The following is a 22,838-nucleotide window of genomic DNA, read 5'->3' on the forward strand; positions in this document are numbered from 1 at the left end:
ACCGAAGCGCCGCGTCCCGGAAGGGGCGCGGCGCTTCGTGCCTCCGGGCGGCCGCGACCGGCTGCAATAGGCTTGCGGAATGAGTTCCTCGCCTACTCGGCCGGCAGACCGCATCCGGGCGGAGCTCCGGTCCGCGCGCCGGGAGAGCACCACCGACACCGACTGGGAATCCTTCGAAGCCCGCTTCGACAGCGAGTTCCCCCGCCTGCAGTCGCTCTTCCACCGCATCTACGGGCCCGGCTCCGACGGCGAACTGGTGCAGGTGGTCCTCGACGCGGCGGCCTCGTGGCAGGACCGCCCTGCGGACCTCAAGGCCATCGACGCATCCCGGGCCATGGCTCCCGACTGGTTCTCCTCCCACAGGATGCTGGGGGGTGTCTGCTACACCGACCTGTACGCCGGCGACCTCGCGGGTCTCCGCGAGCGCATCCCCTACTTCCGCGAGCTCGGGCTGACCTACCTGCACCTGATGCCGCTGTTCCTGGCACCCGAGGACAACTCGGACGGCGGCTACGCGGTCTCCAGCTACCGGGAGGTGGACCCGTCGCTCGGCACCATGGACGAGCTCGCCGACCTGGCCCGCGAGCTGCGCGGGAGCGGCATAGCCCTGGTGGTCGACTTCATCTTCAACCACACGTCGAACGAGCACGCGTGGGCCCGCAGGGCCGTTGCGGGCGATCCCGACTACCAGGACTTCTACTGGATCTACCCCGACCGCGGGATGCCCGACGCCTACGAGCGGACCGTCCGGGAGATCTTCCCCGACGACCACCCCGGCTCGTTCGTGCAGCTCGACGACGGACGGTGGATCTGGGCCACGTTCCACTCGTTCCAGTGGGACCTCAACTACCGGAACCCCCGCGTGTTCCGGGCGATGGCCGGGGAGATGCTGTACCTCGCGAACCAGGGCGTGGACATCGTCCGCATGGACGCCGTCGCCTTCATCTGGAAGCAGCTGGGCACCTCGTGCGAGAGCCTGCCCGAGGCCCATCTCCTGCTGCAGGCGTTCAATGCGGTGTGCCGGCTCGCGGCGCCCTCGCTGCTCTTCAAGTCCGAGGCGATCGTGCACCCGGACGAGGTGGTGCAGTACATCGACCGCGGCGAGTGCCAGCTGAGCTACAACCCGTTGCAGATGGCGCTCATCTGGAACTCGCTCGCGACGCGGGACGTCTCGCTGCTCGCGCAGGCCCTCGAACGGCGTCACGACATCCCCCAGGGTACGGCGTGGGTCAACTACGTGCGGAGCCACGACGACATCGGCTGGACGTTCTCCGACGAGGACGCCGCCGAGTTCGGCATCGACGGGTACGAGCACCGCCGGTTCCTCAATGCGTTCTTCGTCGATCGCTTCCCCGGCAGCTTCGCGCGCGGCGTCCCCTTCCAGGACAACCCGCGCACCGGCGACTGCAGGATCTCCGGCACGACGGCGTCACTCGCCGGTCTGGAGGCGGCCGACGAGGGCGGGGTGGCGCGGATCCTCCTCGCGCACGCGATCGTCCTCAGCACGGGCGGCATCCCGCTGCTGTACCTCGGTGACGAGGTGGGGCAGCTCAACGACTACGGCTACCTGGACGACCCCGCGAAGGCCGGCGACAGCCGGTGGGTGGGCCGCCCCGCCTACCCGGCCGGGCGCTATGCGGCCAGGCAGGACCCGACGACGGACGCCGGAGCGGTCTTCGCGGGTCTCACGCGTTTGATCCAGGTCCGCAAGCAGACCCCGGAGTTCGCCGGCGGGCGCCTGGTGCCCTTCGGTACCAACAACCCGCACGTGCTCGGCTACCAGCGCCCGGGCCTGCTCGACGGCGATGAGTCGACCGTCGTCGTGCTCGCGAATTTCGCCGATACCCCGCAGGACATCACCGCCCTCACGCTGTCCGGGCTGCCCGAGACCGCCCTCGACCTCATCGGCGGTGAGCGGGCCCTCCTGCGTGCGGGCGTCACGATCGAACCGCACGGGGTGCGCTGGTACCGGCTGTAGCCTCGAACGCCGGTGCGGGCCGGCGCCGGCCGGCGCCGGCCGACCGGCCGGTGCGGGCCGGTGCCGGCCGACCGTCGTGACCGCCCGCTCAGCCGTCAGATCTGCTGCCGCGAGAACTCTCCCGCCGCGCGTACCTGCTCGGGGGTGGGCCGCACCCCGGTGTAGAGCACGAACTGTTCCTCCGCCTGCAGGGCGACCACCTCGGCGCCCGTGATGACGGGCGTGCCGGCCCGCCGGGCCGCGAGGATCAGCGGCGTCTCCGACGGGGAGGCCACGACGTCGAACACCACCTGCGCGGCGTCGATCGCGGCCTGCGGGAAGGCCACCGCATCGGCGTCGGCACCGGTCATGCCGAGCGGCGTGACGTTGAGGATCAGGTCCGCCGTCGACTCCCCCACCTCCTGCTGCCAGGCGAAGCCGTACAGGTCGGCGAGTGCCCGGCCCGTGCGCTCGTTGCGGGCCACGACAGTCACGCGCGTGAAGCCCGAGTCGCGCAGGGCGGCGACGACGGCCTTGGCCATCCCGCCGGACCCCTGGACCAGCACCGAGTGCGTGGTCGGGACGGAGTGCTCCCGCAGCAGCCGCTCCACCGCGAGGTAGTCGGTGTTGTACGCGGTAAGGACGCCGTCGTCGTTCACGATGGTGTTGACGGAGTCGATGGCCTGCGCGGAGGGGTCCAGATGGTCCACGAGCGCGATGACCTCCTCCTTGAACGGCATCGAGACGGCGCAGCCCCTGATGCCGAGGCCGCGCAGTCCTGCGATGGCCGAGGGCAGGTCCGTGGTGGTGAACGCCTTGTAGATGTAGTTGAGCCCCAGCTCGTCGTACAGGTAGTTGTGGAAGCGCGTGCCGATGTTGCTGGGCCGCGCGGCCAGGGAGATGCAGAGGGTCATGTCTTTGTTCAGGATGGGCACCGGACCATCATCCCAGCAGAGCCGCCGACAGGGGACTCCCCATGCGGCGTGTGCGTGCCACGTACTAGCATTGGGACGAGTCTCTCCCGCGACGGCGCGTTGCCGAGGCACCACCATCCCGCACCGCTCCAGGAGCCAGCCCTTGAAGATCGACTTTGCGCAATCGGCCCAGTCCACGCTCGGCGTCGAGTGGGAACTCGCGATCGTGGACCGCTACAACGGCGAACTCGTCTCCGTCGCCGACCAGGTGCTGCGAGGCGTCAGTGCGAACCACCCCGAGCTGCAGGACGACGACGAGCACCCGCACATCAAGCAGGAGCTCCTGCTCAACACCGTGGAACTCGTCACGGGCGTCTGCACCACCGTGGAGGAGGCGAAGGCGGACCTGTCCCGCTCCCTCGCGGCCGTCCGCGAGGTCACGGATCCCATGGGCGTGGAGCTGTTCTGCGCCGGTTCGCACCCCTTCAGCGCGCCGCGCGCCCAGCAGGTCACGGACAAGGACCGCTACGCGAAACTGATCGACCGCACGCAGTGGTGGGGCCGGCAGATGGTGATCTACGGCGTGCACGTGCACGTGGGACTCGACCACCGGGACAAGGCCCTGCCCGTGGTGGACGGCCTGACCAACTACTTCCCGCACTTCCAGGCGCTCTCGGCGTCGTCACCGTTCTGGGGTGGTGAGGACACCGGCTACGCCTCGCAGCGGGCCCTCATGTTCCAGCAGCTGCCCACGGCCGGCCTGCCGTTCCACTTCGACGACTGGACCGCGTACGAGTCCTACGTCCAGGACATGTTCACCACCGGGGTGATCGACGCCGTGAACGAGATCCGCTGGGACATCCGCCCGGTCGGCAACCTCGGCACGGTGGAGATGCGCGTGTGCGACGGGCTCTCCACGCTGCAGGACGTCGGTGCCGTGGCGGCCCTGACGCAGTGCCTCGTCCACGAGTTCTCGTCCACGCTCGACGCGGGCGGCAGCATCCCCACCATGCAGCCGTGGCACATCCAGGAGAACAAGTGGAGGGCGGCCCGCTACGGCCTCGATGCGATCATCATCCTCGACGCGGACGGCAACGAGCAGCTCGTCACGGAGCACCTCGTCGAGGTCCTGAACCGGCTCGAGCCGATCGCCGCGAAGCTCGGCTGCAGCAGCGAGCTCTCGGACGTGGAGGGGATCCTGGAGCGCGGCGCCGGGTACCAGCGCCAGAGGCGGGTCGCACAGGAGAACGACGGCGATCTTCGCGCCGTCGTGCTCGACATGGTGCAGCAGCTCCGCGCCTAGACGCTCAGGTGTCGGGGACGGCGCATCGCGCCGTGGACGGTGCCTGCGACCCGGGCGGGGCCCGTGCCGAGGCGTTCTGGGCTCAGTGTGAGCCGCCGGTGAAGCGGTCGTCCCTCGTCGGGTTGTCCGCGGAGCCCTCGAGGCCGAGGTTGCCGGCGAGGGTCTCGGGCGACGGGTCGGCTTCGGGCACGACCTGGTTGGAGATGAGGTCCACCTCGTCCGCGGCGGTCAGCGGGCCGTCCTGGACTTGGCCCACGTCGGTCGGGTCGATCCCCTCTGTGCTGCCGAGATCCTTCAGGTGGTGTTCTTCGGTTGGCTGGTCCATGCACCCGAGCGTAGGCCCGCCCATCGCTCCCCCGCAGTACGCGAGTACCTGCGGAGCCGTCTTGCACCTGCCGCGGGTGCGGTGTACCGGGCGGGCGGCAGGTGCCCGTGACGGGATCAGCCGTCGGTCAGCACCAGGGCATAGGCGTAGGGCTCCAGCGTCACGTCGTGGAGGGGACCACCACCGAGCGCCTCCCGGCCCTGCACCTCGACCGTGATCGTGTCCTGGCCGTGGTTGATGACCGTGATCAGGCGGCCCCGGCGGATCGCCTCGACCATCGGCGGGAGTCCCGGGAGCACCGGGGCCACACTCGCCGCTGTGAAGAGGTGCGCGAGCACCTGCCGCGCGCCGTCGTCGTCGGGCACGGTGGCGAGGTAGTAGGCCTTCCCCGACCCCTCGCTGCGGACGGTCAGCGCCGGCGAGCCATCCCGGCGTCCGCCGTCGAACACCGCGAGCACGTCTGCGTCGACTGAGTGGGCCTCTTCGGCGAGGAGGGACCCCGCGAAGCCGAACCCGCCACCGCTCACCCTGGCCTCCTGCTGGCCGGGACCGGGCGAACCGGGTGCCACCAGCGCGCCGAAGTCCTCGATGACGACCCCCAGCAGGTCCCGCAGCTGCGTTCCGAAGCCGCCCGGACGGAAGCGGTCGTTCTCGTCGACCACGTCGCTGAAGGCCGTGACGAGCAGATGACCTCCCTGCGCGACGAACGCGGTGAGGTTCTCGGCCGCCCGTTCCGTCAGGAGGTAGAGATGCGGCGCTACGACGACGTCGTACCGTGCGAGGTCGGCCGTCGGCGGGAGGATGTCCACCTGGGTGTGGAGGCGGTGTGCGGCGTCGTACCAGCCCTGCACGAGGGAGAGGTAGTCCAGCGACGTGGGGTGGTCCGGGTTCTCGATGGCCCACCAGTTCTCCCAGTCGAGCAGGATCGCCACCCTGGCGGAGCCGTCATCGGCCGGGAGGTCCGGGAGTCGTCCGAGTTCGCCGCCGAGCGCCACCACCTCACGCCAGGTACGGGTCTGCGTCCCGGCGTGCGGCAGCATCCCCGAGTGGAACTTCTCCGACCCCGCCCGCGACTGCCGCCACTGGAAGAAGAGGATGCCGTCCGCGCCACGTGCCACGGCCTGCATGCTCTGCGCGGCGAGCTGCCCCGGCGCCTTCGGCGCGTTGGAGTGCCGCCAGTTGACCGCACTGGACGCCTGCTCCATCAGCAGCCACGGCGTTCCGGGCTTGAGCGAGCGCATGAGGTCGCCGTGGAACGCACCCTCGCGGAAGCCCTCCGGATCGTTGGGGTCCGGGTAGAGGTCGTCGCAGATGACGTCGAGCTCCGCCGCCCACTGCGCGTAGTTCGCCGGTTTGAAGGCACCCATGAAGTTCGTGGTCACGGGCTGGGTTGCCCCCGCTGCCCGGATGATGTCCCGCTCCATGCGGTAGCACTCCAGGAGCATGTCCGAGGTGAACCTGCGGTAGTCGAGCAGCTGCCCGGGGTTATGGCTGTACGGCGCATGCCGGGGCGGGAAGACCTCGGCGAACGTGCCGTAGCGCTGCGACCAGAACATGGTCCCCCACGCCTCGTTCAGCGCATCCACGCTGCCGTAACGCCGCTCCAGCCAGAGCCGGAAGGCGTCCCGGGCGGCGTCCGAGTAGTCCACGTTGAGGTGGCAGCCGTATTCGTTGTTCACATGCCAGAGGACGACGGCGGGGTGCCGGGCGTAACGTCCGGCGATCCTGGTGACGAGTTCCGCGGCCAGCCTGCGGTAGTCGGGCGACGACGGCGCGTAGTGCTGGCGGCTCCCGTGCCAGTAGGCGGAGCCGTGCTCGTCCGCGGCCAGCATCTCCGGGTAGGCGACAGTGGCCCACGGTGGCGGTGACGCCGTCGCTGTCGCCAGGTCCACCGCGATCCCGCCGTCGTGCAGGAGACCGATGATCCGGTCCAGCCACTCGAAGTCGAACTCGTGTTCGGAGGGCTGGATGCGCGCCCAGGAGAAGATCCCGAGGCTCACCATCGTGACCCCGGCCTCCCGCATGCGTGCTACGTCCTCCGGCCAGATCTCCTCGGGCCACTGTTCCGGGTTGTAGTCGCCGCCGTAGTGCAAGGGAACTCCAGGGGTAGTCGGGTCGTGCAGGACATGACGTCAGGAACGCGGACGGCGCTCGCGGACCGAGGTCGCAAGCGCGGCGAAGACGAGGCACCCGACGCCCGGGATCACGAGCGGCGGCAGCTGCCAGGCGACCACCCCGGTGAGGACGACCGCCGCCACGAGCCACAGCAGGCCCGCCGGGTCGTCACGGACGTCCCGGAGCCACACGAGCGCCGCGGTACGCCACGAGCCCGACGACCACCAGCGCACCGTGGTGCCGGCGAGGCCCGCCAGCAGGACGACCAGCAGGACGATGCCGGCGGCGAGGACCACCTGCCAGCCGGGCAGCACCCGCGAGCCGGCGACGACGATGTCCAGCAGCAGCAACCCCACGGCCACGGCGACGCCCAGTCCCACGAGCCATCCGGTCCGGAGTGCTGCCGCGAAGTCCGCGGCGAACAACCGGCGTGTCGAATCCTCGGCCTTCAGGAAGCGGTGGAGGTGCGCCGACCCCGCGGCGAAGGCTGCGGGGACCGTGATGAGCGCGAGGCCCGCGACGCAGCACAGCGCTCCGACCCACAGGACTTCGCCGAACAGGGCGAATTTCGCGGTTGCCCCGGGCCAGCGCACGCCGCTTCCATCACGTACGGCGGCATCGCGCCCTCGGACGGCGTCGCGCTGGCGGCTCATCCCTTGAGGCCCTGGGTGGCGACGCCGTCCACGAGGAACCGCTGGAAGATGATGAAGAACAGCATCACCGGCAGCAGGGCGAGGACGGAGATGGCGATCGTGGCGCCGTAGTCCGACGTGCTCGTCTGGTCGTTGAAGATGTTCAGTGCCAGCGGCAGAGGGTACTTGTCCGGGGAGTTCAGGTACAGGAGTGGGCCGAGGAAGTCGTTCCAGCTCCAGATGAACGCGAAGATCGACGATGTGATCAGGGCGGGCTTGATGAGCGGCAGCGTGATGGACAGGAAGATCCGCCCGTGGCCGCAGCCGTCGATGCGCGCGGCCTCGTCGAGCTCGCGGGGCAGGTTGCGGATGAACTGCACCATCAGGAAGACGAAGAACGCCTCGGTGGCCAGGAACTTGCCGGCGAGCAGCGGCCAGAAGGTGTCGATCAGGCCGAGGTTCCGGAAGATGATGTACTGCGGGATGATCAGCACGTGGAACGGCAGGAGCAGTGTTCCGATCATGGCGGCGAACAGGATCTTGCTGCCCCGGAAGGTGATGCGCGAGAACGCATAGGCGGCCATCGACGAGGAGATCACGGTACCGATCACGGCGCCGACGGCCAGGATCAGCGAGTTCAGGAAGAACTTCCACGTGGGGATGCCGGCGATGCCCTGCATGACCTTCACGAAGTTGTCGAAGGTGGGGTTCTCCGGGAGGAGACCCTGGTTGCTGCCGAACTCCGCGTTGGGCTTGAACGACGCCGAGAACATCCACAGGAGCGGGTAGAGGACGACCGCCGTCAGTGCCAGGATCCCCACGATCCAGAGGGCGGTCGGGAGGTGCCGGCGCATGGGCCGTCGGCGCGGGCTGGACTGCCTGCGGTCCGGGCCCACCGGCACCGGGACGGCAGGATTCGATTCGATCGTGGTCACTTGGAGTCTCCTGCGTAGTGGACCCAGCTCTTGGAGGTGCGGAAGAGGATGAGGGCCAGGACCCCGACGGCGAGCAGGAGGACCCAGGCCATGGCCGAGGCGTAGCCCATCTGGTTGTTCGCGAAGGCCCTGGTGTAGAGGTACACCGTGTAGAAGTTCGTGGCTCCCCCGGGTCCGCCGGTCCCGGAGCCGATGATGTAGGCCGAGGCGAAGATCTGGAAGGCGTTGATCATCTCCAGCAGCAGGTTGAAGAAGATCACCGGCGAGAGCATCGGCACCGTGACGCTGATGAACTTGCGCCAGGACTTCGCCCCGTCGACCGACGCCGCCTCGTACAGTTCCGCGGGAACGCCCTTCAGTCCGGCGAGGAAGATGACCATGGGGGCGCCGAACTGCCAGACGGCCAGCAGGATCATCATCGGCATGATCAGGGACGGGTTACCGATCCAGCCGCCCATGTTGATGCCGAACAGGTTCAGCGTGCTGTCCACCGGTCCCTCGGTGGAGAACATGGCACGCCACACGAGGGCGATGCTCACGCTCGCGCCGATGAGGCTCGGCGCGTAGAAGGCCGACCTGAAGAACCCGGTGCCCCGGGCCTTGTAGTTCAGCAGCATGGCCACGGCGAGCGCCGCCGCGAGCTTGATCGGCGTCCCGACGAGCACGTAGATCAGCGTGATCCTCACCGAATCCCAGAAGCGCTCGTCACCGGCCATCCGGGTCAGGTTCTCGAGGCCGGTCCACTCCGGGGCGGTGAAGAGGTTGTAGTCCGTGAAGGCCAGGTACAGCGAGGCCAGCATGGGACCGAGGGTGAGCCCGACGAACCCGAGCAGCCAGGGCGAGAGGAACACGTAGCCGGCGACGGTGTCCCGGTTCCTGCGGCGGGGCCGGGGCGTGCCCGTCCGGCGATGGTCCGCCGGACGGGCACCGGATGCGGCGGTGCGGGGTGTTGCCGGCGCGTGCGCCGAATCCGTGGTCACGGGCTGACTCCTTTGTCTGACTAGCTGCCGAGCGTGACGGCGGCTTCGTCGAAGAACTGCTTCGCGGCGTCCTCCGGCGTGACGGCGCCCAGGCCGATCGACTTGCCGAGGTCCCAGAAGGTCGCCTCGACGGCACCGAAGCCGTTGACGGGTGCTGCCGGAGCGTCACCGATGCGGTCCTCGATCGAGTCGAGGTAGTCCTTCACGGCCTTGTCGGGGCCTTCGAGGTTCGCTCCCTCGAGCTGTGTCTCCGAGGCGGGGATGCCGAGCGTCGCACCGAAGATCTCGCCGACCTCGGGGCTGTTGATGAGGAAGTCCACGAAGGCCGCGGCTGCCTCGGGATGCTCGGTGGAGGAGGACGCGGCCTGCATGAGGCCGACCTTGCGGTACAGGTCCTTCTCGTCGGGGTTGCTCGTGGGAGGTGCCACGATGGTGATCTCCTCGGCACCCGAGTCACCGAGGTAGCCGCCGAGGAAGTTGCTCCAGCTCATCTCGCTGGTGGTGAGGTTGCCACCGAAGCCGGACACCGGGTTGATCTCCTCGAGCTTGCTCTGCGGGACCGTCACCTTGTCCCGGTTCGCCTGGCCTTCCTTCCAGTGGTCGGCGAGCTCCTCCTGCGTGAAGTTCAGCTCACCTTCCTCGGTGAACAGTTCACGGCCCTGCTGGCGCAGCTTCAGCTCGAGGTCCTGGATGCGCTGCGTGGTGTCGGTTCCTCCGTACACCGTTCCGCCCGTGGCATCGGTGACCGAGGCCATGTAGGTGTTGTAGTCCTCCCAGCTCGTGCCGCCCTCGTAGGGCTCGACGCCGGCCTCGGCCAGCAGGCCCGGGTTCTGGAACACCGACCACGCGCTGTAGCCGGTGGGGATGGCGAAGGTGCCGTCCTCGAGCTTGCCCGTGGACAGGAGTGTCTCGTCGATCGCGTCGGTGGTGATGCCGTTGCCGAAGTAGTCCTCGAGGTTCAGGAGCAGACCGTTGTCGCCGTACTGGCGGAGGTAGGTGTAGTCGAACTGCATGACGTCCGGCAACCCGCCACCCGCGGCCTCGGTCTGGCGCTTCTCCCAGTAGGAGGGGTAGTCGGTGAAGGTGTCGTTGATCGTGATGTTCGGGAACTCCTCCTCGAACGCCGTGATGGCCTTGTCGTAGCGGGCGGCACGGTCGTCGTTGCCCCAGAACGTGTAGTTGAGCGTGATCTGCTCCTCGGTGTCGAGGGCTGCGGGTTCACTCCCGCCTCCCCCGCACCCGGTCAGGACCAGCCCGGTGGCGGCCAGGGCTGCTACGCCTGCGAGCGTGCGCCGTGAGAGTGTTCGGAACATCGTTGTCCTCCTGGAAAACTTCTTCGTCAGCCATCGTGGGACGCCCTTGGGAAAGCGTTATCCCACAGCGTAGATTGAATCGTATCAATGGTCAACAGCCCGGCTCCATGAGGTTGTCCGCGCTCTATCTTCGCCCATCCGCGCCCTGAAAGGATGCAGCACATGCCCCACTTCGACCTTCCCCTGTCCGAGCTGCGGACCTATCTGCCGGAGCGCGAGGAGCCTGCCGACTATGACGCCTTCTGGGACAGGACGCTCGCGGAACAGCGCTCGTACCTCAGCGCTCCTTCCTTCGAGGAGGTGGATGCGGGCTACAACCAGCTCGTCACCGAGGACGTCACCTTCGCCGGCTACGACGGCCAGCCGATCAGGGCCTGGCTGCTGAGGCCGAGGCATCTCAGCGGCCCCCTTCCGACGGTCGTCACCTTCATCGGCTACGGAGGCGGGCGCGGACTGCTCGGCGAATGGACGGCGCTGCCCAGTGCCGGCTTCGCCCATTTCGTCATGGACCTCCGCGGGCAGGGCTCGGGGCACCGGCCCGGCGACACCGCCGACGGGCCACTCGCGGGACCGCACCTCGGTGGTTTCATGACCCTCGGCATCGGGGATCCCGAGACCTATTACTACCGGCGGCTCTTCGTCGATGCCGTGCACGCCGTCGAGGCCGCGCAGTCGCATCCCGCCGTCGATCCCGCCCGCGTGGTGATCTCGGGCGGAAGCCAGGGTGGCGGCATCACCCTCGCCGCTGCGGCGCTCACGCAGCGGGTCAACCCGAGCCCGCCCATCGGCGCCATCGTCGATGTGCCCTTCCTGGCCCATATGCGCCATGCGACGGAGATCGTCGGCACCGCCCCGTACTCGGAGATCGTGAAGTACCTCGGTACTCGCCGGAACGACGTCGATGGCGTCTTCCGGACCCTCAGCTACTTCGACGGGCTCAATTTCGCGACCCGCAGCACCATGCCCGCGATGTTCTCGGTGGGGCTGCTCGACGACGTCTGCCCGCCGTCCTGCGTGTTCGCGGCGCACAACCACTACGCCGGGCCGAAGCGCATGAAGGTGTACCCGTACAACGGGCATGAGCAGGGCGGGGCGTTCCAGGACGTCGAGCACCTGGCCTTCGTCCGGGAGATCACCGGCACCTGAACCGAGCACGTCGGGGCACGACGACGGGCGGATCGCGCTACTCCTCCGCGATCCGACGGAAGGAGAGTGCCGGCTCACCCCGGCTGAGAAGCGCGGTCCTGGAACCAGCGCATCAGTTCGCGCAGGGCCGCGATGGATGCCTGGGGGTCCACGCCACTCGGAGTCCTCCGGGTGACGTGCCGTCGCGACGCGGAGCGCCGGGCGGCCGCTGACACCCTTGGCGCCGCCCAGCACCGTGAGCAGCCCCGGAGGCGACTCCGGCAGGACCGCGTGCCCGTCCGCACGAGATCCTGCCGGAGGTTCTGGCTCCGGCCGCTACCGCAGCATCGGGAGGATCTCCGATCCGGAGTACCCGAGCCGTGCACGCGCGTCATCGGACACCATACCGGGCGCCTTCTGCTCCAGCCGGTCGAGGAACTTCTCGAGAGCCCGGGCCGCGTTCCCGGCCTGGTCCCGCTCCACGGCCCGCTGGGCCTGGTCCAGGGAGGCGCGCAGCTGCTGCGCGGCCGGTCCGGACACGCCGCCCGCGGTGATGGCCTGCTCCAGCTGCCGCTGCAGGGCGGGGAGTGCCCCCGGCAGGAAGGCGTCCGGCACGGGAACGCTCGTGAAGTCCGTGTCCGACGCCAGGTAGAAGCTGGTGTAGGCAGGCTGGTTGTAGGCCGTGTTCTGGCGGGCGACCTCGGCACGGTACTGCGGATCGTTCATGAGGGTGTACAGCTTGCGGTCCGTCACCTCGGTGCTGATGAAGATCCGGATGGCCGAGCTGTCCGCCGTGCGGACCAGGAGCTCCTCGCGCCAGTCGCCGAACACGTCGGCGACGAGCGACGGATTGCCCTTGGTGCCGTTGTTCGTCCGGGTGCCCGTCGCTGTCAGCAACCGGCCGCGGCGCGCGTCGTCGATGGTGGGTGTCTGGTTTCCTGTGCCGTTGACGAGCTGCGTGGTGCCGTCCGCCGCCCATCGGATGCTCATGTTCGTTCCGTAGCCGGTTCCCGGCAGGAGCCCGCCCGACGCCGAGCGGAGCCCTACGGCCCAGTTCTCGATGCCGCGGACGGCCGGGTCGACGTCGCCGATCATCCCGCGCCCGGTATCCCTCCCCGTGTAACCGCCGAACAGCACCTCGCCGTTCGACGCGTCCCGCATGGCCCAGCCGTAGGGAGCCCCTGCTCCACCTTCGTGAACGGAGAAGATCTCCTGGCCGGGCCGGTCCGGGTCGATGTCGGTCACATGGATGGCGTCGCCGTGCCCCAGCTTCGCCTCCGTTCCGGGAGCAGCGCTCCCCGCGGGAAGCGTGTCGAACGAGCTGTACAGCAGTGAGCCGTCGTCGTCGATGGTGGCGCTGCCGAACACGATCTCCTGCCGGCCGTCGCCGTCGACGTCGGCCGCGCTCAGCGAGTGGAAGCCTTGACCGGCCAGCGGGCCGAACTCCTCGCTGCTGCCCCGTCCGCCGTGCGGACCGTCGTTGAAGGGGTTGGTCATGGGCACGTGGCCGGAGTCGGCGTGCCACTCCTGCGTCAGCTGCTCGCCGTCCCAGCTGTAGGCGACGACGTTCGCGCGGGTGTAGTAGCCGCGGGCGAACACGGCCGATGGGTTCTCGCCGTCGAGGTATGCGACACCCGCCAGGAAGCGGTCCACACGGTTGCCCGGCTCGATCCGCGCCATGGCATAGTCGCCCCACAGCAGGCCGTCGTCACCGCAGCCCGGCTCGTACGGAACCGTCTCGAGTGCCGTGCCCGTGGCGCCCTCGAAGACACTCAGGTATTCGGGACCGTCGAGGATGAAGCCCTCGAACGCGCGCAGGTTGTTCCTCGCACTGCGTGACGGAGCATAGACATCCATGAAGTAGTCCGCCATGGCACGGGCATCGACGTCGGACAGCGGATAGTCGTGACGCTGCGGGATGCCGAAAGCCTCCTCGAGGGTCGCCGGCCAGGAGCCGTCGGTCACTTCGGGGTGGTCCTGCCAGCCCTTGAACATGGCGACGACGTGCTCGTAGTAGCCGGCTGCGCTCAGCCGGTAGTCGTCCCCGTGGGTGCGACCGGCCTCGACGTCCTCCTTCGGCAGCGTCACGTAGCTCTCGGAAGTGACGGCGCCATCGGGTCCGTACGTGGTCGTCTTCGTTCCGGGAGCCGTCTTGAGCATCATCTCGGAGCGGCCGTCACCATCGAAGTCCGAGACCATGAACTGCGTGTAGTGGGCGCCCGCACGGATGTTGACACCGAGGTCGATCCGGCTCAGCAGGCGCCCTTCCGCCGTGTAGGTGTCGATGTAGGTGTTGCCCGTGTACCCGACCTGGGAGACGTCCTTCGAGTTCGAGGGGTCCCACTTGACGAAGTATTCGTAGGAGCCGTCCCCGTCGACATCCCCGACACTCATGTCGTTCGCCGAGTAGGTGTACGCCTCCCCCGCCGGAGTCACGCCGTCGGCCGGCTTGGTCAGCGGCAGGTCGGTGTACCCCTGCGTCCACGGGGTCACCTCGGCGCTCACCTCGACCTCCACGCCGTCGACGACGGCGCCTACGCTGTACCGCGCATCAGCGGCTGCATCACCCGTCACGCCCTGATCGAGGAAGTTGGTGCTGTCGGTGACGGTGGCGATGGCCTCGCCGTTCCTGTAGACGGCGAAATCCGTCCCCGTCAGGCCACCGGGCGTGGCTCCCGTCGCCTCGGGAGCCTTCAGCCGCCAGCTGAGGAACACGCCCTCCGGGGTCACTGCGCCGACGAGGCCGCGGTCGAGGTACTCGAGTTGAACTCCCCCGATGGGCGCCCCGTTCCCCCGACCCTGGCCCTGGCTTTGGCCTGGTCCTCCACCCTGATCCTGCCCCGCGACGGCCGGCACCGCCAGGCTGCTGAACGTGAGAAGAGTGCCGGTGGCGAGTGCCACACATGCCGAGACCGCTGTTCTCTGGACCGAACTCATCATTGAATCCTTAAGTTGGAAAACGCTTTCCACCTCACGCTAGGTTCAGGGGCCGCTTTCGTCAAGGTCCCGCAACGAAGAAGGGAGCAGCCGGAGCTGCTCCCTTCGTGTCGTGTCCGTCGTCGGGACCTACGCCCGGTGGTGGCCCGGCCCGTGCTGGGCGATCAGGTCCCGCACCCGTCCGTACAGCGGGTGCTCCGGCTCGAGCCCGGTGATCGACGTCGTCGCCTCCCCCGGTTCCTGTTCCGCCAGGATCTCGGCGAGGGCCGTCACGTCGGGATCACCCGATGCCGAGAAGGACAGCGCGGCCCTCATCGCCTCGAGCAGCGCCACGGGATCCACTCCCGCTTCGGCCAGCTCGGCGGCCGGGCCGATGAACCGCTCGTGACGGCCGAGTTTCCGCAGCGGTGCCCTGCCGACGCGCACCACGGTGTCGGGGAGGTGCTGGTTGGTGAAGCGACGCAGGATCTTCTGCACATAGGCTTCCTGCTCCGCCTCGTCGAACCCGTGCTTGGTGACGAGCAGCTGCTTGGTCTCCTCGAGCACGGCGCGGACCTTCGCGGCGATGCCGCCATCGGTCATGGCATCCGCGATCTTCTCCACGCCGGCGGCGTAACCGAAGTAGGCCGCCGACGCGTGGCCCGTGTTCACCGTGAAGAGCTTCCGCTCGATGTACGGCGCGAGGTCGTCCACGTAGGTGGCCCCCGGGATCTTCGGCGCGTCGCCCTTGAAGGGGGTGCGATCGATGACCCACTCGAAGAAGGTCTCCACGGTGACGTCCAGCCCCTGGCCGGCCGCCTGGTCGGGGACGATGCGGTCGACGGCGGTGTTGGCGAACACCGCGCGGGAGGCGAGGTCCAGGGCAGCCCCGTCGTAGGTCTGCTCGATTTCCCGGCGCAGGATGTCGGTCGCGTTGATGGCGTTCTCGCAGGCCATGACCTGCAGCGGAGGCAGGTCACCGTCGCGCCGGGCGATGGCTCGGGCGATCACGGGTGCGAGGAACTTCAGGACGTTCGGTCCGACGGCCGTGGTGACGATGTCCGCGGTGGCGATCTCCGCGACGACGTCGTCCTCCTGTGACCTCGAGTTCAGGGCACGGTAGTTGTCCACGGTCTTGACTGCGGGCTCCTCGCCGACCTCGTGGACGTCGTAGCTGGGTGTCGAGACCAGCTGGTCGATCAGGGCGTCCGCGACGTCGGCGAAGACCACCTCGTACCCGGCTTCGTGGAGCAGGAGCCCCACGAAGCCGCGCCCGATGTTGCCTGCACCGAAATGTACTGCCTTCACTAGGCATTGACCTTTCCGAAGAGGGCGAGGACCTCGTCCACGGTGGTCGCCTCGTCCAGCCGTGCGACCTGCGCCTTGTCGGAGAATACGCGGGCGATAGCGGAGAGGATGGACAGGTGCTCGTTGTTCACGCCTGCGACGCCGACCACGAACTTCACCTGCTTGCCGTTCCAGTCGATGCCCTCCGGGTAGCGGACGATCGACACCGCCGAGCGCCTGATCAGGTCCTTCGCCGCGTTGGTGCCGTGCGGGATGGCGAGGAAGTTGCCCATGTAGGTGGGCACGGACTTCTCCCGCTCGTGCATCGCCGCCACGTAGCTCGCGTCCACGGCTCCGCGGTCGACCAGCAGTCGGCCGGCCTCGTCGATGGCGTCCTTCTGCGTGGTGGCCCTGCCGTCGAGCACGACGCTCTGCTCCGCGAGGACGTCATTGGCACCGGTGCCGGTGCCTGCACCGTCGGCGTCGGCCGCGACGGCGGCCGGCGTCGGGTTCTTCGGGTCGACTCCACCCTCGGCTGCAGCACTGGCGCGCACCAGCTCGACGATCTCGTCATAGCGTGGACTGTTCATGAAGTTGTCGACGGAGACGTGCGTGGCGCTCTGCGTCAGGGGCTCGGCGCGGGCGGCGAGGTCCTGGTGCGTCACGACGACGTCGTAGTCGTCCTTCAGATTGGCGATGGCGAGGTTGGTGACCTTGACGTCCGGGAAGCCGGCCGCCTTGATCTTGTTGCGGAGTACCGAGGCGCCCATGGCGGAGGAGCCCATACCGGCGTCGCAGGCGAACGCGATGTTGCGGATGGGGCCGTCGGTCGCGGACGTGGAGCGGAACGTACCGGCGACGGAGCTCTTCTTGCCCTTGAGCCCTTCCATCTTGCTGGCGGCACCGGCGATGTCGTCGTCCGTGGACTTGGTCGTCTTCAGGATGACCGAGCCGATGAGGAAGGAGACCGCCGCGGCCATGAGGACGGACAGTGTCACACCGACGAAGCTGTCCGACGCCGTGGCGGCGTAGACGGCGATGATGCTGCCGGGAGCCGCGGGCGAACGAAGGCCGGCTCCCGTGAGCACGAGGGTGAAGATGCCGGCCATGCCGCCGCCGATGACGGCGAGGACCATGAGGGGCTTCATCAGGACGTACGGGAAGTAGATCTCGTGGATACCACCGAGGAACTGGATGATGATCGCACCGGGAGCTGAGGCCTTGGCCATGCCGCGCCCGAAGATCGCATAGGCGAGGAGGAGCCCGAGGCCCGGGCCGGGGTTCGCCTCGAGCAGGAACAGCATCGACTTGCCGGTCTCGGTGGCCTCCTGCGTGGCGAGCGGGGTGAGGACGCCGTAGTTGATCGCGTTGTTCAGGAACAGGATCTTGGCGGGCTCGATCAGGATGCTGGTGAACGGCAGCAGACCGTTGGTGACGAGGAAGTCGACTCCCCTGCCCGCGGCGTCACTGAAGACCGTGACCAGCGGGCCGACGGCGAGCAGGCCGAAGATTGCCATGATGCCGGCGAAGATGCCCGCGGAGAAGTTGTTGACGAGCATCTCGAAGCCGGGGCGGATCTTGCCGTCCCAGATCGAGTCGATCTTCTTCATCAGGTAGGCGGTCAGCGGGCCCATGAGCATGGCGCCGATGAACATCGGGATGTCCGTTCCGACGATCACACCCATGGTCGCCGTGGCGCCGACGACGCCGCCACGGACGTCGTACACCATCTTGCCGCCGGTGTAACCGATCAGGAGGGGCAGGAGGAACGTGATCATCGGGCCGACAAGGGCGCCGATCGTCTCGTTCGGGAAGTATCCAGCCGGGATGAACAGCGCCGTGATCAGACCCCAGGCGATGAACGCACCGATGTTGGGCATGATCATCGCCGAGAGGAACGACCCGAACTTCTGGACGCGGACCCGGGCACTGGTCCCGGACCTCGCTTCTAGTTGTGTTGCCACATTCTTTCCTTACCGTTGTCCCCGCAACTCTGCGGAGAGGGATGGATAGGCAGGAAGCGTCAGCTTCCCGACCTGGTGGAGATGCGCTGGAGCCATTCGAGGAAGAGCTTCAGTTCGGAGCTGGAGAGCTGGTCGGGATGGGAGGACTGCAGCGCGGCGTTCAGCGCGATCGCCGCCACGACCACCGAGGGTGTCCCCTCCGTGTCCGTGGTGGGGTCCCCCTCGGAATCCGTGGCGACGGCGGAGATGACCGCTTCCCTCGTCATCGCGGAGAGTTCGAGGTTGCGCTTCGCCGCGGGCTCCGCGATCAGCATGAGCGTGACGCCGATGTTGGCGGCGAGCATGCTGCGCGCGGCTTCGTGCGGGGACACCACGAGGCGGGCTGCCGCGGCCGCCCTGGCGAGGACCTCCTCGAGGAAGGCCTCCGCACTGGCCACCATGGACGGCCTGTGCTCGGGCCGGATGTTGCCGAACATCACGAGGTAGAGGTGCGGGTGATCGAGGCCGAACTGCACATGGTTGTCCCAGTGCATCCGGAGGTCCTCGACCGGTTGTCCCGACGTCGGGAGGCTCCTCTCGGCGTCGAGGTACTCCGAGAAGCCTTCCGCAACGACGGCGTCGAAGAGGCCCTCCTTGTCACCGAAATGGTGGTAGAGGGTGGGTGCGGTGACGTGCGCAGCCTGGGTGATCTGCCGCGTCGAGACGGGCTCGCCGTTGGATTCCGCGAGCAGTGCCGCGGCGGCCCTGAGAAGCCTGGTCTTAGGCGTGGGTTCGCCTACTTTCTTCATGGCTGCTACCGTAGCACCTATAGCGCTGTTATATGAACTGGGTCACAGGCTCTTTCTTCCGGAGGCGTCACAATGGAGGAAGACGGAGACGACCACCGGCAAGGAAACGAGGACGTTCAATGGTGAATTTCGCAGGAGTCGGAGTCAGCCCCGGCCGCGTGATCGGTCCGGTGCACCACATGCCCGCAGCGGTCGGCGAACCGCCTGCCGGCGAGCGCCATGAGACCCCCGACGCGCCGGAGCAGGCCGTCGCGGCGCTCAAGGCGGCATCGAAGGCCGTCCAGGAGGAGCTCAAGCGGAGGGCCGGGATCGCCAGGGGTGATGCACAGGCCGTCCTGCAGGCGACCTCCCTCATGGCCGCCGACCCCATGCTGCTGAAGTCCGCGACGAAGCTCATCAACAACGGCACCTCCCCCGCGCGTGCGGTCTGGGAGGCCGGCGCCTCCGTGGCCGAGATGCTGCACAACCTCGGCGGCTACATGGCCGAGCGGACGGCGGACGTACTCGATGTCCGCTCGCGCATCGTGGCGGAACTGCGCGGGCTCCCCGCGCCCGGCATCCCGTCGTCGGACACACCCTTCATCCTGGTGGCCGAGGACCTCGCGCCCGCCGATACCGCCACCCTGGACCCCGCGATGGTGCTCGCCCTCGTCACCTCCGGCGGCGGCCCGCAGTCCCACACCGCGATCATCGCCCGCTCCCTGGGCCTGCCCGCCGTCGTGGCCGCCACGGGCGTGGAGGCCATCGACAGCGGTGCGCTCGTCTTCGTCGACGGCGCCGCCGGCACCGTCACCCTCGATCCGGGGGACGACGAGGCGGCAGCGGCCGAGGCGTACCGCGCGGCCGCGGCGGCGCTCACGGTGTTCGACGGCGCCGGTGTGACCTCGGACGGGCACGAGGTCCCCCTGCTGGCCAACGTGGGCGGAGCGAAGGACGCCGTCAAGGCCGCCGCGGCCGGCGCACAGGGTGTGGGCCTGCTCCGGACGGAGTTCTGCTTCCTGGGCCGTGACACCGAGCCCACGGCGGAGGAGCAGGTCGAGGCCTACAAGGGCGTCTTCGACGCCTTCCCCGGCAAGAAGGTGGTGGTGCGCACGCTCGACGCCGGCGCCGACAAGCCGCTGCCCTTCCTCACCGACACGACCGAGCCCAACCCTGCCCTCGGAGTGCGCGGCTACCGCACCGATCTTTCCTCCCCCGGCGTCCTCGAACGCCAGCTCGAGGCCATCGCGGACGCCGCCTCGCAGGCCACGGCGGACGTGTGGGTCATGGCGCCGATGATCTCGACCGCCGAGGAGGCCGCGGACTTCGCGAAACTCTGCAGCAACGCGGGCCTGCAGACCCCCGGCGTCATGGTGGAGGTGCCGTCGGCGGCACTGATGGCCGAAGCGATCCTCGGTGCCGTGTCCTTCGCGAGCCTCGGCACGAACGACCTCACGCAATACACGATGGCGGCGGACCGCCAGCTCGGTTCCCTCGCAGCCCTGAACAACTCTTGGCAGCCGGCGGTCCTCCGGATGGTCAGGCTGACCGTCGAGGGATCGGCGGCCGAGGGTCATGCCAAGCCCGTGGGCGTGTGCGGTGAGGCGGCGGCCGATCCCGCCCTCGCCGTCGTACTGGTGGGACTCGGCGTCTCGACGCTGTCGATGACGCCCCGCGCCCTCGCGGGCGTCGGCGCCGTCCTCAACAGTGTGACCCTCGCGGAAGCGCAGCGCATCGCCGGGATCGCTGTTGCTGCTCCGACGGCAGCCGAGGCCAAGGCCCGTGCGCGGGCCGAACTGCCCGTCCTGGAGTCGCTCGGGCTCTAGGACACGGGCCCACCTGGCCGCGAAGGACTTCCAGGGAGCACGACAGGGCCGGGGTCTCCGGCTCCTGGTCGTTCCGGCACGTCCCGGTCCGGCCTGCGAGCGTCTACCTCCGCTACCGCGTCACCCGGTTCGCGGCCGCGATGAATCCGGCCTCCTGCACGGGCCCGTCCGCCGTGAGCAGGGACCACGTCCAGTCGAGGACGCCGTCGATATCGAGGTGCAGCTTGCGGTGGAAGAAGGGGGCGGCGCACAGCATCGGTGTGCCTGTGCTCCGGACGAACCAGGGCGAGCTCCCGCCCGGGTTGTCCGCCGCCGGCACCATGAGCACCGAGGCGCCCGGTGATCTCAATCCCAGCCAGGACCGCGTGCTGCCCATGGCGTCGGCCTCGCTCACGCACGTGCCCGGCTCACCGGACGAAGCAGGTCCTGTCGACGCCGAGATGATGTCGGCTCCGTCGAAGGATGGTGCTAGGCGGAGGAAGAACCCACCGTAACCGGCATGGGGACGCCCCGACGTCGTCGGGCTCCCGAATGCCAACGGACCACCGCTGGCATTGGCCCATCTGCTCCGCACGGTGGTGGCGAGCCATTCCACGCCGCCTGCCCGCACGGACTCCGCGTGCCAGCTCCGCGTCTCGAGGAGGAAGGTGCTGCCGTCGGCAGTACGCCAGTCGAGTTGCTGAATCCTCGCGCCGTCCCGGCCCTCCTCGGCGCGCACCTCCTGCGAACCGTTATTCGGCAGCTGCACGTAGCCCGCTCCCTCACGGTAGGTGGGCCCGCCCCACAGGTTCGCCGGATAGGACTGGCCGACGACGTCGATGGTGGAGACCGCGATGCCGAGCCCCCAGTGCCAGGGGTGGTCCTCGGGCCGGTGATCGCTCACGGTCCGTCCACCCGGCGTGGAGACCGGGTGCAGGAAGGGCCGCGGCGAATGCTCGGAGGGTTCACCGCCGCCGTCGTGGAGGAGGCCCGCCACCCGGTCGTCGATGGTCATGAGGGCCGCCGTTACGCTCACGCCGCGGATCCGCCGGACCGGGCACGCGGCCGCGCGTCGATGATCGGCGCTGTGAGCGGCCCGCGCAGCGCGGGGTCCTCGAGGTCCGCCCTGGAAATCCAGCGACCCTCACGCGCCGAGACGTACATCCCCGTCGCGATCTCCAGTGCCCGGGCCGGGTGCCCCACCAGGTCCGGCATGCCGCGATCGGCGAGGAGCGAGGCATAGACCTCGGCGAAGAGGGCGTCATGGCCGCTCGGGATCTCCTGGTCCGGCAGCACCCAGGACTCCGATGTCCCCGCATCGATGTGCGGTGCCGGCGTGATGGTCCAGTGCTCATGCCCATGCCCGTACAGGTGCTCCAACTCGATCGTGGCGTTCTCCGTGTCGATGCGCAGGAGGCTCGACTGCCGCGGCGCGAGGACGGTCGACACCACCGAGGCGACGGCGCCCGAGGCGAGGACCAGGGATGCGTGGGCGAGGTCCTCCGTCTCGACGTCGTGCTCGAGCCGCCACATGGTGGCGTGGACCGAAGACCACTCGCCGAGCAGGTAGGACAGCAGGTCGATCTGGTGACTCCCATGGCTGAGCGTGGTGCCGCCACCCTCGCTTGCCCAGGTGCCGCGCCACGGGACGGCGAAGTACTCGGCCGTCCGGTACCAGTGTGTCTGGCACAGCGCCGCGAGGGGCCGTCCCAGAGCTCCCGAATCGAGCAGTGCTTTGATGCGCGCGGCGGCAGAGCCGGAACGCTGCTGGAACACGACGGCGAGGCCGCGGTCCGCTGCGCGGCCGGCGTCGATCATGGTGTCGAGCTGGGCGAGGCTGAGGGCCGCGGGCTTCTCGACGACGACGTGCGCACCCGCGGCGAAGGCGGCCGCCGTCTGCTCGGCGTGGCCGCCCGGGGGTGTACAGATGTGCAGGACGTCGATGGGCTCCGCTGCGAGCATCTCCGTGAGCGAGGAATAGCCGGAAGGGATTCGATAGGTCCCGGCGAAGGCGGTGAGGTGCTGCTCCGAGGGATCCGCGGCCGCGACGAGCTCGACGCCGGGAAGGTCCGTCAACGCGGCGGCATGGAGGTGCGCGACGCCGCCCGTCCCCAGGATGGCCGCCCGCAGCGGCACGCGCAGTTCTGCAGGAGGTCCGGCAGCCGGATTGGACAGGGGCACGGTTCCTCCAACGCTGGACAGGAATGCGGTCCCGGAAACAGTATCAGAGAAAGCGTTTACCGGCCCGTGGCTGCGGACTGGAGGCCATGCAACAATGGCCCTTTCAAGGATCGTCAGGACGCGTAACCGCAGCGGTTGACCGCCCGTATCTTCAGGAGTTGAAGCGATGTCGGCACCGGTGAGCAAAAGTCCCGCGACACTGCATGACGTGGCACGGGAGGCGGGCGTCTCGCTCGCCACGGCGTCGAGGTCCCTGAACGGCAGTGCGCGCAAGGTCAACGAGGCCTACCGGCAGCGCGTCGTCGAGGCGGCGCAGCGG

General features: G+C 68.7%; 18 protein-coding genes. 5 read left to right on the forward strand and 13 right to left on the reverse strand.

What is annotated here, in order from left to right; translation table 11 throughout:
- The first annotated feature begins 79 nt into the window (after positions 1-79).
- A complete protein-coding gene (locus AC4D2O_RS13290; protein ID WP_490907820.1) occupies positions 80-1,978 on the forward strand; it encodes an alpha-amylase family protein in 1,899 nt (632 codons plus the stop codon).
- Positions 1,979-2,073: 95 nt separating this feature from the next.
- Here AC4D2O_RS13290 and AC4D2O_RS13295 read toward each other — a convergent pair whose 3' ends face one another.
- Complete coding sequence (locus AC4D2O_RS13295) at positions 2,074-2,892, reverse strand: shikimate 5-dehydrogenase (RefSeq protein WP_490907821.1); 819 nt, start codon at positions 2,890-2,892, stop codon at positions 2,074-2,076.
- Positions 2,893-3,034: 142 nt separating this feature from the next.
- On the opposite strand from AC4D2O_RS13295, the gene AC4D2O_RS13300 reads away from it, so the two are divergent.
- Positions 3,035-4,174 carry a glutamate--cysteine ligase gene (locus AC4D2O_RS13300; protein ID WP_490907822.1) on the forward strand — a complete coding sequence of 380 codons (1,140 nt, stop codon included), beginning with the start codon at positions 3,035-3,037 and terminating at the stop codon, positions 4,172-4,174.
- Positions 4,175-4,256: 82 nt separating this feature from the next.
- On the opposite strand, the gene AC4D2O_RS13305 is transcribed toward AC4D2O_RS13300, so the two are convergent.
- The 6 genes from AC4D2O_RS13305 to AC4D2O_RS13330 all read right to left on the reverse strand — a co-directional run bounded on the left by AC4D2O_RS13305 (position 4,257) and on the right by AC4D2O_RS13330 (position 10,474).
- Positions 4,257-4,499 (reverse strand): hypothetical protein, encoded by a 243-nt coding sequence (locus tag AC4D2O_RS13305; RefSeq protein WP_490907823.1) that lies wholly within the window; start codon positions 4,497-4,499, stop codon positions 4,257-4,259.
- Positions 4,500-4,615: 116 nt separating this feature from the next.
- The gene (locus tag AC4D2O_RS13310) at positions 4,616-6,592 is read right to left on the reverse strand and encodes a beta-galactosidase (protein ID WP_490907824.1); all 1,977 of its coding nucleotides are present in this window, start codon (positions 6,590-6,592) and stop codon (positions 4,616-4,618) included.
- Between the two features lie 39 nt (positions 6,593-6,631).
- Entirely contained in the window at positions 6,632-7,267 is a 636-nt protein-coding gene (locus AC4D2O_RS13315) for a hypothetical protein (RefSeq protein ID WP_490907825.1), read from the reverse strand.
- On the reverse strand, positions 7,264-8,172 hold the full coding sequence (locus AC4D2O_RS13320; protein WP_490907851.1) for a carbohydrate ABC transporter permease: 909 nt from the start codon (positions 8,170-8,172) through the stop codon (positions 7,264-7,266). Before AC4D2O_RS13320 ends, AC4D2O_RS13315 begins: the two co-directional genes overlap by 4 nt.
- 5 nt (positions 8,173-8,177) lie before the next feature.
- Positions 8,178-9,161 (reverse strand): carbohydrate ABC transporter permease, encoded by a 984-nt coding sequence (locus AC4D2O_RS13325; protein ID WP_490907826.1) that lies wholly within the window; start codon positions 9,159-9,161, stop codon positions 8,178-8,180.
- A 20-nt stretch (positions 9,162-9,181) separates the two neighbouring features.
- Positions 9,182-10,474 (reverse strand): ABC transporter substrate-binding protein, encoded by a 1,293-nt coding sequence (locus tag AC4D2O_RS13330; protein WP_490907827.1) that lies wholly within the window; start codon positions 10,472-10,474, stop codon positions 9,182-9,184.
- A 162-nt stretch (positions 10,475-10,636) separates the two neighbouring features.
- Here AC4D2O_RS13330 and AC4D2O_RS13335 point away from each other — a divergent pair, with 162 nt between their 5' ends.
- A complete protein-coding gene (locus tag AC4D2O_RS13335) occupies positions 10,637-11,620 on the forward strand; it encodes an acetylxylan esterase (RefSeq protein WP_490907828.1) in 984 nt (327 codons plus the stop codon).
- 315 nt (positions 11,621-11,935) lie between these two features.
- Here AC4D2O_RS13335 and AC4D2O_RS13340 read toward each other — a convergent pair whose 3' ends face one another.
- The 4 genes from AC4D2O_RS13340 to AC4D2O_RS13355 form a co-directional block, all read right to left on the reverse strand.
- A complete protein-coding gene (locus AC4D2O_RS13340) occupies positions 11,936-14,536 on the reverse strand; it encodes a rhamnogalacturonan lyase (protein ID WP_490907829.1) in 2,601 nt (866 codons plus the stop codon).
- A gap of 129 nt (positions 14,537-14,665) precedes the next feature.
- Positions 14,666-15,823 (reverse strand): mannitol-1-phosphate 5-dehydrogenase, encoded by a 1,158-nt coding sequence (locus tag AC4D2O_RS13345; RefSeq protein ID WP_490907830.1) that lies wholly within the window; start codon positions 15,821-15,823, stop codon positions 14,666-14,668.
- Positions 15,823-17,766 (reverse strand): PTS mannitol transporter subunit IICBA, encoded by a 1,944-nt coding sequence (locus AC4D2O_RS13350; RefSeq protein ID WP_490907831.1) that lies wholly within the window; start codon positions 17,764-17,766, stop codon positions 15,823-15,825. Before AC4D2O_RS13350 ends, AC4D2O_RS13345 begins: the two co-directional genes overlap by 1 nt.
- A gap of 59 nt (positions 17,767-17,825) precedes the next feature.
- Complete coding sequence (locus AC4D2O_RS13355) at positions 17,826-18,554, reverse strand: TetR/AcrR family transcriptional regulator (RefSeq protein ID WP_490907832.1); 729 nt, start codon at positions 18,552-18,554, stop codon at positions 17,826-17,828.
- A 119-nt stretch (positions 18,555-18,673) separates the two neighbouring features.
- Here AC4D2O_RS13355 and ptsP point away from each other — a divergent pair, with 119 nt between their 5' ends.
- Positions 18,674-20,359 (forward strand): phosphoenolpyruvate--protein phosphotransferase, encoded by a 1,686-nt coding sequence (ptsP, locus tag AC4D2O_RS13360; protein WP_490907833.1) that lies wholly within the window; start codon positions 18,674-18,676, stop codon positions 20,357-20,359.
- A 112-nt stretch (positions 20,360-20,471) separates the two neighbouring features.
- On the opposite strand, the gene AC4D2O_RS13365 is transcribed toward ptsP, so the two are convergent.
- Both AC4D2O_RS13365 and AC4D2O_RS13370 read right to left on the reverse strand, forming a co-directional pair.
- On the reverse strand, positions 20,472-21,374 hold the full coding sequence (locus tag AC4D2O_RS13365) for a DUF6807 family protein (protein ID WP_490907834.1): 903 nt from the start codon (positions 21,372-21,374) through the stop codon (positions 20,472-20,474).
- Positions 21,371-22,519, reverse strand: a complete 1,149-nt coding sequence (locus tag AC4D2O_RS13370; RefSeq protein ID WP_490907835.1) for a Gfo/Idh/MocA family protein — start codon at positions 22,517-22,519, stop codon at positions 21,371-21,373. The genes AC4D2O_RS13365 and AC4D2O_RS13370 overlap by 4 nt, the downstream gene beginning before the upstream one ends.
- Positions 22,520-22,685: 166 nt before the next feature.
- Between AC4D2O_RS13370 and AC4D2O_RS13375 the strand changes: the two genes are divergently transcribed.
- Positions 22,686-22,838 (forward strand): LacI family DNA-binding transcriptional regulator (locus AC4D2O_RS13375; protein WP_490907852.1); only part of this gene is annotated, 153 nt, incomplete at its 3' end.

This window comes from Arthrobacter sp. TJ-238, assembly GCF_058269215.1.